Below are 13,858 nucleotides of genomic sequence, written 5' to 3' on the forward strand. Positions count from 1 at the left end.
TACATTACTGTGCTGAGCTACTGAATGCTTACTCTGCCAACGGTGGTGATTTAGAAGCAAGGTCAATAATTTTAATCAGTTGTTCGGGTGAGCGCTGAGCAATAGCCTGTAAACCACCATGGCTAATTAATGGGATGATATCTTGAGCGGTTAATTGATTAAAAAAATTAAAAGAAATGGGTTTGTTGGAAAGGGATGCAAGTTGTAGCGATAATGACTCCGTTCGTAAACAAGTTTTCATTTCTTCAATACATTCTTCTGCGGTATCGAGATTTGCTTGTTTTTTGACAGCAATTTCTTTTGGCAAATTCTGGGCCATTATTTCTTGACATAATTGCTCGGCCTTGTAATCAAGGTATGAGGCTAAATGCTCTTTGATAATACGTTGAGACATTTTGCAACTTAAGAAGAGTTTAGCTATAAGTATAAACACTATAATTAAATTTTTCCCATCCACAGTCTATATCGCTGGTGGTCTTCATTAATCAGCTAGAATAAAGTAAGGGATTTCAATCATGTCTAAAAATAGAATTGCAATCATAGTAACCAATACCCCTGAATATGAGAAAATAGGCTACAGGACGGGTCTATGGTTAGGTGAGTTAGTTCATTTTTGGGATCCAATGCGTAAATCTGGTGTTGAAATGGATATTGCCAGTCCCTTGGGTGGCTTTGTACCTCTTGATCCAGAAAGCCTTTTGCTTTCCAATATAGGTCATTCGCTGGGTATAAAAGGTACCGTTCAAAACTATTATGAAGATAGAAACTTTATGAACTTATTAAAAAATTCATTAAAGGTATCTGATATTAGCCCTGAGAATTACGATGCTATATACCTAACAGGTGGCCATGGGGTTTGTTTTGACTTCCCGAAAAGCCAAGCTTTGTCGGAATTGTTAGGCAAATTTTATGAGTCTAACAAAATTGTATCCGCTGTTTGTCATGGACCCGCAGGTTTATTGGAAGTTCGGCTCAGCAACGGTAATTATCTTGTTCAAGGAAAACGATTAACTAGTTTTTCTTGGCAAGAAGAAAAATGGGCAAAACGTCAAGACGCTGTCCCCTACAACCTGGAAGAAGAACTAAAAAAACGGGGAGCTGAGTATATTAAAGCAGCGCTTCCCCTAAAAAGTCACATTGTTGAAGACGGCCTTCTCATCACAGGCCAAAATCCGGCTAGTGCAAAAGGTATTGCTGAACGAATTTTACAAAAACTAGATATTTAACTTTTACAAAATTTATGCGTTTCGAATAGAAGTGATCTAAAAAGTAGTTACTGTCTTTCAATTAAAAGAAATTTTTTATTAAGGCAGTCTCTACGCTGAAGAATCATTTAAAATTACACTCCTCTTATCTTGGATTATTGCATTATGAGCAAATATGGAACCAAATTTAAAACAATAAACACTCATCCCGTTACTCCTTTAGATGAAATAATTGCTATGTTAGGACAAACAGAAAACTTAGAGTTTGAGCAATTGGATCTCGAGCAATTAGAACAACCCAACCACCCGGAACAAATCGAATCCATCAGCCATAACCGAAACAGTATTTTTTATAATTTGAATCATAATCAATACTTGGATAATGCAGTGCTTATCACCATGCTGTCAGGCATACTCATTTTTACGGCATCGCTTTGTTCTCAACATAACGCCCATGCTATAATGGGATTAGCGGTTACATTAGCCGCTTTCTTTTTAAGGGTTGCGATCGATATTATGGGTGAATTCATGGAAAATAATAATGGCAGTTATGTCTATCAATCACATTATTGGAGTGGAAGATAAATTAGACTGGTAAAACACTAACTCCATTATGAATTTAAAGAAAGTTAGTGACTACGAAATTTTCAATTACATAGTATTATGACTATTCAACATCATGTCATGGCGTTGTTGCTCAACTTCAGGATGTAACATCTCTCCAACAATATATCTCATATTATCTCTAATACATGCTACAAATAATTTTTTTGAAATGTTCATAATCTGCACTGGGTTATTTAAAATAAAAGTTTCATAAAATTTATTTAGAAAAGGATCATTAACTTTCAAAGAGAAATTTTGTCGAAACTCTCTTAAAAGTCCTAGCCAATATAAGCCCAAGGTGGTTGTACAAGCTCCATTCAATGCTGAATCAAGTAAATCATGAACAGTTTTTTCTGATTGGTTGTGGATATTTTTAGCCCAAAATTTCTTTAATCCTTCACTTTCAGTTTTAGTTAAATTCTCTGATATGGTCTTGAGCAATAACTCATATCCCAATGCGCTTAAATAATCAGTTACACTATTGGGTAGACTAACACTTCTCAATCCCCCCTTATGGCAACTCAAAACCAACATTACTTCCACGGCATCTAATAAGTGATTTAATGTTTTTATATTTATTGATAATAAATCATCCTCAGAAGGTTGAACATCTAAATAGTCTTTGTAGTAAGAGGGATATCTTCTTTGTAATTGTGCAAGGAAGCGTTCTTGATCGTGTAAAGACATTGCGGTTTGATTCTTATCACCGTAACGCAGAGTTGTTCGTAAATAACCATTATGTTTATTGGATAAAAAGACTGTTTCTAATGAGAAAGCTTGCGGTTTGTTATTCAATAAAAATTCTAATGAAATAAAAATGTCATCTTTAAGATAAAGCTCTTCCCAAGTCTCATACTCAGCAGAACAATAATCGGAACTGAACGTTACCTCAGGCATCAAAAGTGGTAGAGGATTGTTAGGATTAACTAATTTTGCAATTGGATAAACACTGGTAGCTTTTTCATCACAAGGGTTATTGACAAGAACACTTTTATTTTTTAGCCAATTTCTAAACAAAATGATTGTCTTATCAAGTCTAATATAGTTTATATAATAGGTTTCTTCTTTGTTGCTATTAGGTTCAATTTTTCTTTTCATATCTCTATTAATCGCAGAAATGACAATATTCGCTCAGATTGAGCGGTGCATTGCCAGAAAGTATTTATCGCAATTATATCGACTAAATATTAAGCATTTATTAAATAACCTGAAATTGGAAATAAATGTTTGCTGAAAGACCGGTATTGAATTTTCTTCAAGCTTATGAGTGAGTTAAGCAGACAGGGGTTGAACAAGCGGTTTTTTATTATTAATAGGAACTTGTTGGTATTTTTGTAGAAACCGGTTCTATAGAGTCAATAAATAATTAATTCAAGATTCCTGGATGTCAGCTAAGCTGCCATCCAGGGCTACACTGACTACATTTGCTGTTCTCAGGGTGTACTCTCTTTTTGATTATTTTGAGCTAAAGCATCAATAACTGTTTGTTGTAGATGAGTATAATAGTCCTGTTTATAGAACATTAAATAAAGTGAGGTACTTAAAGACTCCATATTTGCAACTTGCCTAAGTTGCGGTTCTTGAGCTAAAACCTGGTAAGGTAGCACCGCCCGGCCAATTCCTAATTTAACCGCTTCAATAATTAAATGGATATTATCTAGATAGTGTTGGCGCCAAGTCGGCGGTTTTTCATCTTGCTGTTGTAAAAAAATGTGAGTAATTTCATCTTGAATATCGTGATCAAGGTACACATCCTTGACATTGTTTGTACATGCAGCTGACTCGGCTAATATATAAGTTTCTACCCCGATTTGAATAGCTTCAATAAACTTGTTATTAACACAATCCGTTGAAACAATAAAATCAACTAGATTTGTTCCTAAAGCACCGGGTAAATCTCTTGCTTCCATCTCTATGAGTTCTAGTTTGATATTGCAATTTTTAATTAACAATTGACTTAATGCATCTAGTACATAAAAGCGTAAAGCAGTAGAAATGCCACCTATGCGTACAATTCCACATAACCCATCTTTGTTGTTAGTAGAAATTTGCTCCAGGCACTCATTTTCAAGTGCATTTTTTTTAAGGCAATATCTAAATAGTTGATGACCCGCATTCGTAAGACAAATTGATTTGGTATTTCTAACAAATAAATGTCCTAATTTCTGTTCAAGCTTACTTATTCTTTGGCTTAAGGCAGATTGGGTAATACATAAAGACTGTGCTGCCTTTGTGAAATTTAAACAATTGGCCACAGCAAAAAAAGCATCTAACTGCGAAGATGATAAGCTCATTAAAAAAATTAATAAGTAGATAATATTTATTAATTTTACTAAAAGAAACAAGCCAGATAAAGTTTCCAAGATTAAATAACTGCTTATTTTTTAAATGAGATTTTAAAATGTATGCTATAGAAAAGATGTTTAGAGAGAAAATTTTAGCGGAAAATTTTTCCTGTGTAGGCGCTAAAACATCCATTAACAGGTCCAAATATCAATTTTGCTTATTGGATAGAATTGCTTCTGAAGAATCTACAAACGAACTTTACCAGGCGCTTAAACATTTTACAAATTCACGTATCGCTATTGATACTCGTTTTGCCAGCTTTATTGCATGCTTTGCTAATACCCCTCCTATTCAACCAGAAGAATTTGAATATTTACTCTGGCTACAATTGAAAATGTTATATGAGATTGATGAATTTCCTTGGGATAAAAGCGTTTCAAATGACGTTAACAATCCGTTTTTTTCCTTTAGTATTGCTGGTGAAGCCTACTTTGTTATCGGTCTTTGCCCCGAGCACCCCAGAAAATGTCGTGATTTTTATTATCCTACGCTTGTTTTTAATTCGCATCATCAATTTAACTACCTTAAACAAATTAACGTCTTTAACAAAATCCAGAGAACAGTTCGTACCAGAGAGTTACATTACAGTGGTAGCATAAATCCAAATCTTATTCATTTTGATGAGTATAGTGAAGCATTACAATATTCTGGTCTTAAAGCCAATTTACAGTGGCAGTGTCCTTTTAACTTTTCAGGGAAAGGATAATGTTAGATTTTCAAATACGCGCCGCTACAAAAAATGATTGGCCACAAATTGTATCCATTTACAATTACTACATTGTTAATTCTGCTTTCAATTTCGAGCAACAAGTTCATAGCATAGAAAGTCTTGCATCATGGTTTAGTAATTTTCTAGACGGTGGGCCCTATCAATTGCTGGTAGGGGCAAATAAGCAGGGTGAAATCGTAGGCTATGCTACTACCACCCCTTTTAGTGCAATTATAGGTTATCAAAGTAGCTTTAATATAAGCATTTACTGCGAACCGAAATATAAAGGGAGAGGCATAGGCTCACGTTTATTAAACGAAATCATAGACAGAAGCAAACTTATATCCTTCGCACATAGATTATATGCTGGCATTACTGTATCAAATGATTTATCGATAAATCTTTTTCAAAAATTTGGTTTTATAAAAGTTGCACACTTTACGGAGGTAGGTTATAAATTTGACCGTTACTGGGATGTAATTTGGTTTGAAAAGCATATTGCTCCTACTACACAAGGCTAAATGAAGCAAGCATACTCTCGCTTTCTAGCAGATGAATAAATCAATCCCTAGACTACTTCGAATTGATAAGTAAAAAAAGAAGTACAGCAATCAATCTTTATTTTTCGTAAGTAGCTTTATCATCTAGACGTCCTGAGTGAGTAAATGAGTTATATAGTAATTACAAACACGAGTGCATTTGCAAAAGAAACACTGGTAATTAAATTATCAAGGTATTGATCATTTAAGCGATTTAAATGCCTTTTGCCTATCAAAGAGACGATAACCGCATTCAAAGGCTATCTGCATAATAGTAATATTTAAACTAGTCCCTGCTCCGGCAGTCATTGAAAAATTTGTTGAAGTAGCACCTTTAAATGCATCATTCGGTATAACAATGTCCTCTAATGGTGTTTCATGATAGCCAGAAGTACACATAAAATTGGGACCAATTTCCACATTAACAGTAAACCTATAGGCTGTATTATTGTGTTAATAGGCGCTTTAAATGCAGCATAAACAGGGACATTTTGTACATTGTACTTATAAGAAAGATTCGTGAAAATTTCTTCCTGAATGATATCCTCTTGAACCTTAGTGCGACCCAAATAAAACGCATCCATCCTTAGAAAGGCTGTAACCAATTATAAGAAAGACCATTAAAAATATAACCCAATAAATTTAGCAAAGCATAGTTAAGTGAGATACTTATATCCTCTACTTTACTCACTTAATACCAAGCTTAAAGACTTAGATTATGCTGACAATTCAATTAGTTGCGCATTGCTAGTTGATTTAAATCCTGTAATTTTTCTATGAGCTGATCTAAAGATGTTAACGATAATACCAAGGATTGTAATGCAGCACCTACACCTGTCAATAAAGCTTATAGCAACATTGCATGATTAAAATAATCAGAAATGACAGTAACGACCAGAGCAACAAAAGAAATATCCCAACGAGAGGTTTGAAATCTAACCAAATTCTCAAATGGTTTCCTAGTACCGTTAAAAGCCCAAGATCATCACAGTTTATTTTATCCTTCAATAACTGGAATCTCTGTATCATTTTTAATGCATGAATTTCTTGAGCTTATCTTGGCGAGGCAGATAATATAAGTATCTTGTTTATTAAGGTTAAAACAAACGCGGTATTGACCGGGCAGTACTTTGATTATTTTTTCTGGAATTTCAGATAAGTAATCGGTGATTACTAAAGTACCGGTTGGTACTTCCAAGGTCAAAATATCTGAATATGCTATTAATGTTTTTTGCTCCTTTTCTGAAAATACAGGGTACTCCAAATTAACCATACGAACTTGAACTTTAAAAGTTCCATCACAACCTGTAGAAAAGCACAGTCGTTGCCCCTGGCAAATGACTTGTTTTATCTTCTCTTGATCTTGTTCAAGCCCATACTTCAAAAATGCTTCATCTGCGATACCAATTGCAGCTGCTTCCAGGTCAATGAAAAAATTTTCTTTTAGAACTATCTTCAACTCTGACAGGTCTATACCTAATAGTTTTAACTTAAGATATGACAATTGCTGAAGTTTTTTATTAAGCTGACTAGGAAACCCAGCAATTTTCTTTGCAGAATTGATAATGGTTGTGTAGAGTTCAATATCTTCAATAGTTAGATCTTCTGATAGGTCGAGTTGAAAACTTAATGCCTTCAATCGTTTGTACTTTTCTTTTGGATTTAGCTTATTAATAGCAAGCCACTCAGAACGAACTTGATCAGTTTTATTCGGAATACTCAAAGAGGTACCTCGCAGCTGTTAATACTAAATGAAGGAGTGTTTATGAGTTTCATGTGAAACTCTGGCAATTATGTTTAATTCTAAGCACATGAGAGCTTATTTTCAACCAGCTTACACCTGAACCACTTTCATTAGAATCAATGGGTTCATTGTTAAGTACTATCACCAAATCATAATCATTTGAATCCAAGACACTTATGCGCTATTTTTATGGTTCTGCTGACAAAACTAATATGGAAATAGTTTTTCTATTCAATTATTTGTAATTAATTACGATAGTCTTTTAGAACATATCCAGCACTGATTAAAGGATAGATTTATTGACTAAATTATATTCTTCTATGAATGACATTTCTTTATGTCGATTCACTTTTGATAGTTTTTTAGTTTTCACATCTTAAAGCAACAAAAGAAAGGAGTTCTAATGAAAAAATACTTTATAGGTCTTAGTGCCTGTTCTATCTTGGCATTGCTATCAATCGATACGTTTGCCGCACCCGCCATAGCTCAACCTACAGCATGTATAGGTAGTCAATTTACTGCTACAGGAAATGCACATTGGAAAGATATTAGCCTAAAATTAACCAATAATTGTGGCCAACCCGTCGATTTTCAAAATGCTACGATTACCTTTAATAATGCAACCAATATAAATACTTCATTTTGGGGTAGTTTTGATCCGCTTCCTTATCCTGATAATGTATTAACCATTAGTTCCCAACGGTCTGGGAGCAACTTTTTATCCACGTTGAATTTACACTTTCCCAGTTGGAGCGGCTCCACTACGATGCTCCCTTCAGGAAAATCGATTACCATTATGTATGGTGCTCCTGCCGATGATCACGTCGATGGCAGTACGAAAGTTTATTTAAGCGAAGCCCCAACTACAGGCATTCTTAACTTACAAAACAACAGTTCAAAACCAGCAAACGTCTCTCAAAATTATGCACTCATCCATCTTACCATGAATGGACAGCCCATTCAGGATGTGCAATTAGCCTGGGGAGCAACTTTAAATGTTAATGGGCTTGCAACAGGCACCTACACTATTTCTCCAGAAAGTGTTAATGATACTGCCGGAAACACATTCCAAGGTTCTGCCGCTCCTCAAACGGTCCAAATATCGGAAAATCAAACGGTGAACTCAGTCATCACTTATACCGCAATACCTAATACCGGCAAAATCAATATCCAGACGCAAGCATTACCAAGTGAGCTTACAGGGTACACGGGCAATCCTACAGTCGTGTTAACTCAAAGTGGCACAAGTGCAAGTACGTCTAAAGCGGTTACTTGGGATAATACGACGACCGTTTCTAATTTAAAAGACGGTAGTAGTTATGGTCTGACAACAGCGGTCATCAATTACAATAATGTTAAATGTAATCCCACATTGATACCTGCTAACGTTGTTGCGAGTGCTACGACTACACCTTTAGTTAATTTAACCTACAGTTGCCAGCAAGTTGCACAAACAGCCACAACGTTTAATTTACAAGGCGCACCTGCGACTTTGGCTTCATTAACGGTAACTCTAACACCGAATGATAATACTGCGCCTGTTGTACAAACCATTAATTTAAGTAATGGTTCTGGTTCAGCGGTTATCAATTTAACTGAAGGTGTCATTTATACGATTTCAGCTGAAAATGTTCCAGGTTATGCCGTTAATTTCTCACCTCAACCATTAACTGCTACAGCGAATGCGGTGGAAACCATCACTTTAACTCAAATTACAGAAGCCAAAGGACGAATCATTACCTATGTCCCAGGATGGAAAACACCTCCTTCAGCACAATCATTAGCGAATGCAGGATATACTCATGTGATGATTGCTTTTGGTGTGTTCAGCACTACAACACCAGGTGTCATAGCTTCTGCATTTGACACAGTCACCAAAGAATATATTCAATCTCTACACAATGCGGGAATCAAAGTCATACTGTCATTAGGCGGGGCCTTGACTAGCATTCCTGATACTACTGTGGATTTCCATCAAGTCTTAAGTGCTGCAAGTTCTCCAGCAGCCTTCCAACAAACCTTCATTAATTCACTTAATGGATTAATCACTCAGTATGGTTTTGATGGATTCGACATTGACATCGAGCATGGAATTAATGGGGGTGGTACTTTCTCAGAGCCTCAAGGCGATATTGCTGTTTTAGCAAATATTATCAATACCATGCATCAACAAAATCCTAATTTATTAATTACCCTCACCCCTCAAGTAGCGAATATTGCCGCCACTTCTGGATTTGATCAAACCTGGGGGAATTATGCGTCATTAATTCTTAAGACTCATAACTCTTTAGCCTGGGTGGGAATTCAGCTATACAATACCGGATGTGCATTTGGTATTGATTTGGTGTGTCATTCTGATACACCCAATACACCGAATTTTAGTGTAGCTATGGCAACTGATCTATTAGAGAACTGGCCTGCAACTGTTAACGGTCAAGTAACCGGTTTTCAACCCTACATCAGCTATTTGCAACCAAGCCAAGTCGTCTTAGGCTACCCTGCTCCCAATGCAAATGGCAACAGTGATGGTTCACCTGTAAAAACGACCTCCATCATTAAACGAGCGATCCAATGCTTAAGAACTGCTACAAAAAACAGCACCAGTTGTGATACCTATGTTCCTCCACGGGCTTATGGAACAATTGGTGGGGTATTCAACTGGGAAGTAACTTATGATCAAAACAATAACTTTAAGTTTGCTACTGAGCTTAAAAATTGTGTCTTAAATGGAATCTGTAATTAACCTTCAATGCGCCATTTAATGGCGCATTTTTCATGTAATTAAAATCAACATGAATGTTTCCATTCATGCAGCAGGTTTCAAAGCTATATACTTCGCTATCTTTTCTAAATCTTATGGACTTTATTCATCGACATGTCGCCAGACTTTAATCAATATGCTATGTTTCCAAGCTCATTGGTATTTGGAGGATAAGTATGAGAGTAGGCATAAAAACTATGCAATATTTTGTCATTACAGGATTATTATTTAGCTTAACCGCTTGTATGAAAACAAAGCTTCCAGGACATGAAATAGCTTCTTACAAAGTTAAGGGTAAAGTATATACACCGCTCAGATCTGCAAAAGGGTATAAAGCACGAGGAATAGCCTCGGTTTATCATAAACGCCTCCATCACCATAAGACATCCAATGGAGAGCGATACAATATGTATTCCATGACAGCTGCACATCGTACACTTCCCTTTAATACCAGACTACGAGTTAAGAATATAAACAATGGGCGAACAGTGATTGTTCGTATTAATGATCGTGGCCCTTTTTATAGTACGCGCATCATAGATCTTTCTTCTGCGGCTGCAAGTCGCCTGGGAATCAAAAGTTCTTCTATGGTTGAAATACAGGCTCTAAATTAGAAATATAACTTTGAGCTTTTTCAGGAGCTGTCTATCTAGCCCCAACGATTAGATAAGTTCTCGTACTAACTTAGCTAAACTTCCAGATAAGAATTTAATTAGAGTAATTATCAGATTAATTTTATTTGATAACCAAAACTCTCCAATAATAGTCTTAGCGGGGTAACTTACTCTAATGGTTAGATACCTTGCCTTTCGTCTACTTATTAAGGATTACAATAATCGCAGTGTTTGGCTTCAACAAATTTTAATCCATCCCTTCTCGGTTTTACTTCTTTATAATCACATTGAATACATGCCCAAACTTCCTCTTTAAAAATTGATGTTGGCAGCTCACAGATTTTGCAATGTAGCTTTCCTTGTGTAGATGAAAATCCAAACCCAGGTGTATTACATTCAGGACAACAACTGGCAATTTTAATTGTTAACTTATCGGCAAGCTCTCTAAGAACATTCATCCTGGTTGGATTCATCATAGCGCGCATGTCTGTTGCTAAGAATAAGTACTCTTCTTTTTGAAATCCTTTTTCCAGGAAATGACTAAGCACCGTCAAATCCTTAATCCCCTTGGCTATTACTTCTTTTGTTTCATTTGTTTGAAGAGTAACAGCATGTTTGGGAAAACCTATATTCATCAAGAAATCCTTTATTTCTGTTTTAGAATCAATAGTTATCATGTTGTAATTTGTTTTTTCTGAAATTAATTGCTCTGAAATTACCCAGTTATTTTTCTTATCGAAAAAAACCATAATCTCATGACCTGCAGGTATAAAGGGTATAGCTGGATGGGGACCAAAACTCCCCTCACTCCCTAAACCAAGCTCGTAATCGTATTGTTCCATGGCTTTTTTTACTTTTAGAAGACAGGTGTTGTAAGGACTTAGCGGTCTTGGCGTTTCTCCTGTAAATGTTCCAAATTGATCCGTATCAAAATTCTCAACACAAACATGACAACCCAATTTTTTTAAAAATATGTCGGAGATAGCTTTTTCTTTCTCGTGCATTGTAGCTAACAAAACAGATTGATTTTTATAATAGCTCATTATCGCCTCCATGAAGTAAAGCGTTTGTTTCTAACTCAGTCCAAACCCCCATTTTTTCAAATCTATAAAATTGATCATTAGTGGGATCAATTACAATCAAATGAACCCATTCATTGAGAAACAAATTTTTTAAAACATCGTGCTTTTCAATTAACAAACTAACAATATGACGTTGAGCAAGAACTACAGTTAATAAACGCTGAGGAACATGGTAGAGATCTTTGTCAGTACTCATGATCGATTGAAGCGGTAGACCATGCATTAAATCACTTGAATTTCCCTGCATGACACCTATTTTTCCAGTGACATTATGGGTAATTTTACTGCCACTTCCATAAGTCACATTATCAAGGGTTGAGAATAAATATTGCGAATTGATCCACTGGGCAACGACCAAAGGCGCAGTTAGAATTGTCTCTAGATTAACCCCATCAAGATCCTTTTCCCATTCATAAGAATGAAGGAAACATCTACCCTCAAGATTAAGGTTTTTGGTTAACCAGCGAGGTGCAATTATAAAAGAAGCATTACGAGCCAATCCCCATTCAGGCCTACTCTCTGACCAATCATTGCTTCTATATGTGAAATTTACAGAGCCTCCACTCGAGATTAAAGTTAAGTTTCGTTCTGCATGACTCATAAGTTGTGATTTTTTTAGATCTGCTTTGAGTGTATTCACTATATTCGGATAAATTATTCGTTGTCCTTGATCATATAATTCAACTGCGTCTGTCGTTGTATTATGCAACGCACCAAAAAACTGCGTATCAAGAGGGATGTGAATTCCCTTATCCTCTAGACCTCTTCTAACTTCATTTTCACTTAAAATCGACGCTAAGAGCTTTGCATTTATATCGCCTTGATTGCCCCCGCAGGCACCACAATCTAATGACGATGAGTAAGGATTATTTTCAGTGGTACTGCCGTGACCGCAAAAAACAACCACTTTCGCAAAATTTGATGTTAGACCCATCAGTTTTAGGATAGTTTCAGCTAGATTGATCTTCTGTTTATAGGATATGGGTTCATTATTTTTAATCTCAGTTACCTTAAAGTTGGAGCCAGTTCGTATAGTTTGACTTGAAAGAAATTTTTTAAAAGAAGTAGCTAACCGTTTGAAAACATTGGGCATAGTAGTTTTTAAGAGCATTGCAAGACCATACCAAAGCCCCAAAGTCTCAACGAGAGAGAAAGCTGTCGCAAAATTATATTTTAATTGGGGGTAAATTTTTGTTAAAGTTTTGGCAGTTTCATTACTGATACAAGCTTTTTTATCTGAATCGGGTGCTAAATACCTTTCTACTTGAAAGCTGGGTTTTAAAAGAACAGGACAGCACTCCTTTGCTTGCTCATCATCCCTAACTTCAATAGGTAATCCAAAAAAACCTGCAAAACCCAGTGTTTGATAATTACCACACCGTTCAAAAGCACGTCGAAAAGGTTCAGAGCGAACATCAATACAAAAAACCATCTGAACATCTGCTCTTTTTGAATGACAGTCTTTTTTATTTAATTGAGAAGTAAGTTTATTTAATAATTCAGTCCTATAAACAGTCTCGTTATATTTCAAATTTTTAATAAAATTATCGTAATTAGTATCAACTTCTTCGTATTTGCTTTCTTTAACAGCCTCAGGCCAAATAAGACAGGTAATAATCAACCTTACTGCAATGAAGTCGATAAGGGTAATTGGTTTGTCAGAGGATTCAGTCCCATTTTTCCATTCTGTAAGCCATTTAACATAACCCGCCCAACCTGGAAGATAGCGAAATGTTTCTTTGATAAACTCGACCTTTTGATTCTCTCTAACTCCGAGTCGGTTTAAACAAATAGGGATAGCCTCTTCTGCATTTTTAGGCAAATTTTTAATCCAATTTTTTAGGCTCTTCTTATTTTTATGCAGTTGTTTATCATAACAAGCTAATTCTAAAAAACCGTTATAAAAAGCTTTGTCTCGATGAGGTATTGCAATAGTTGCTTGTCCTGCATCAAGAAAACTCCCACACCATTTTATCATTTGCAAATTTACTTCATTAAGAAACGGGTTACTGCCATTCTTTGTTCGGTTTGAGTTCGCAATTTTTAAAGCTTCCTCAAAATATCTTGCTTCAAGACTTTGTAATGGATTGCACGCAATAAAGGTTCCCATTGGCCAGACTGGTGCAATATCTTTAGAACACTCTTTTATCAATGCAGCTAGATTATCTGCGAAATTAACCTCTTGTGATTCAAGTAACTCGTAGTGTTCTCTTTCTTTGATTAAAGCTGAGCTTTTCATATTAGCTTCCTTA

The 13,858-nt window shown here is 35.7% G+C and carries 13 protein-coding genes; 6 read left to right on the forward strand and 7 right to left on the reverse strand.

The annotated features are described in order from the left end of the window. Nucleotides 1-28: 28 nt before the first annotated feature. Nucleotides 29-394, reverse strand: coding sequence for a hypothetical protein (locus LHA_RS11505; protein ID WP_045106676.1), 366 nt, complete (start codon nucleotides 392-394; stop codon nucleotides 29-31). Nucleotides 395-515: 121 nt separating this feature from the next. Here LHA_RS11505 and LHA_RS11510 point away from each other — a divergent pair, with 121 nt between their 5' ends. Together LHA_RS11510 and LHA_RS11515 are read left to right on the forward strand one after the other, a co-directional pair. Continuing rightward, nucleotides 516-1,226 (forward strand): type 1 glutamine amidotransferase domain-containing protein, encoded by a 711-nt coding sequence (locus LHA_RS11510; protein WP_045106677.1) that lies wholly within the window; start codon nucleotides 516-518, stop codon nucleotides 1,224-1,226. A gap of 144 nt (nucleotides 1,227-1,370) precedes the next feature. After that, nucleotides 1,371-1,790, forward strand: a complete 420-nt coding sequence (locus tag LHA_RS11515; RefSeq protein WP_045106678.1) for a hypothetical protein — start codon at nucleotides 1,371-1,373, stop codon at nucleotides 1,788-1,790. A 66-nt stretch (nucleotides 1,791-1,856) separates the two neighbouring features. On the opposite strand, the gene LHA_RS11520 is transcribed toward LHA_RS11515, so the two are convergent. Further along, the gene (locus tag LHA_RS11520; RefSeq protein WP_045106679.1) at nucleotides 1,857-2,909 is read right to left on the reverse strand and encodes a hypothetical protein; all 1,053 of its coding nucleotides are present in this window, start codon (nucleotides 2,907-2,909) and stop codon (nucleotides 1,857-1,859) included. Nucleotides 2,910-3,244: 335 nt separating this feature from the next. Beyond that, nucleotides 3,245-4,105, reverse strand: a complete 861-nt coding sequence (locus LHA_RS11525; RefSeq protein ID WP_147292350.1) for a LysR family transcriptional regulator — start codon at nucleotides 4,103-4,105, stop codon at nucleotides 3,245-3,247. Nucleotides 4,106-4,212: 107 nt separating this feature from the next. Here LHA_RS11525 and gntA point away from each other — a divergent pair, with 107 nt between their 5' ends. Beyond that, nucleotides 4,213-4,863, forward strand: coding sequence for a guanitoxin biosynthesis heme-dependent pre-guanitoxin N-hydroxylase GntA (gntA, locus tag LHA_RS11530; RefSeq protein ID WP_045106681.1), 651 nt, complete (start codon nucleotides 4,213-4,215; stop codon nucleotides 4,861-4,863). Then, the gene (locus tag LHA_RS11535) at nucleotides 4,863-5,387 is read left to right on the forward strand and encodes a GNAT family N-acetyltransferase (protein WP_045106682.1); all 525 of its coding nucleotides are present in this window, start codon (nucleotides 4,863-4,865) and stop codon (nucleotides 5,385-5,387) included. The genes gntA and LHA_RS11535 overlap by 1 nt, the downstream gene beginning before the upstream one ends. A 219-nt stretch (nucleotides 5,388-5,606) precedes the next feature. On the opposite strand, the gene LHA_RS16165 is transcribed toward LHA_RS11535, so the two are convergent. Together LHA_RS16165 and LHA_RS11545 are read right to left on the reverse strand one after the other, a co-directional pair. Next, nucleotides 5,607-5,825, reverse strand: a complete 219-nt coding sequence (locus LHA_RS16165; RefSeq protein ID WP_052673702.1) for a hypothetical protein — start codon at nucleotides 5,823-5,825, stop codon at nucleotides 5,607-5,609. Between the two features lie 577 nt (nucleotides 5,826-6,402). After that, on the reverse strand, nucleotides 6,403-7,128 hold the full coding sequence (locus LHA_RS11545; protein ID WP_045106683.1) for a hypothetical protein: 726 nt from the start codon (nucleotides 7,126-7,128) through the stop codon (nucleotides 6,403-6,405). Between the two features lie 424 nt (nucleotides 7,129-7,552). Between LHA_RS11545 and LHA_RS11550 the strand changes: the two genes are divergently transcribed. Next, entirely contained in the window at nucleotides 7,553-9,892 is a 2,340-nt protein-coding gene (locus LHA_RS11550) for a glycosyl hydrolase family 18 protein (protein ID WP_045106684.1), read from the forward strand. Nucleotides 9,893-10,155: 263 nt separating this feature from the next. Next, on the forward strand, nucleotides 10,156-10,524 hold the full coding sequence (locus LHA_RS11555) for a septal ring lytic transglycosylase RlpA family protein (RefSeq protein ID WP_231861907.1): 369 nt from the start codon (nucleotides 10,156-10,158) through the stop codon (nucleotides 10,522-10,524). Nucleotides 10,525-10,730: 206 nt separating this feature from the next. On the opposite strand, the gene LHA_RS11560 is transcribed toward LHA_RS11555, so the two are convergent. Together LHA_RS11560 and LHA_RS11565 are read right to left on the reverse strand one after the other, a co-directional pair. Further along, nucleotides 10,731-11,567, reverse strand: a complete 837-nt coding sequence (locus LHA_RS11560; protein ID WP_052673703.1) for a DUF6671 family protein — start codon at nucleotides 11,565-11,567, stop codon at nucleotides 10,731-10,733. After that, the gene (locus LHA_RS11565) at nucleotides 11,554-13,845 is read right to left on the reverse strand and encodes a DUF2309 domain-containing protein (protein ID WP_045106687.1); all 2,292 of its coding nucleotides are present in this window, start codon (nucleotides 13,843-13,845) and stop codon (nucleotides 11,554-11,556) included. The genes LHA_RS11560 and LHA_RS11565 overlap by 14 nt, the downstream gene beginning before the upstream one ends. Nucleotides 13,846-13,858: the final 13 nt, after the last annotated feature.

The organism is Legionella hackeliae (assembly GCF_000953655.1).
Classification (GTDB): Bacteria; Pseudomonadota; Gammaproteobacteria; order Legionellales; family Legionellaceae; genus Tatlockia; species Tatlockia hackeliae.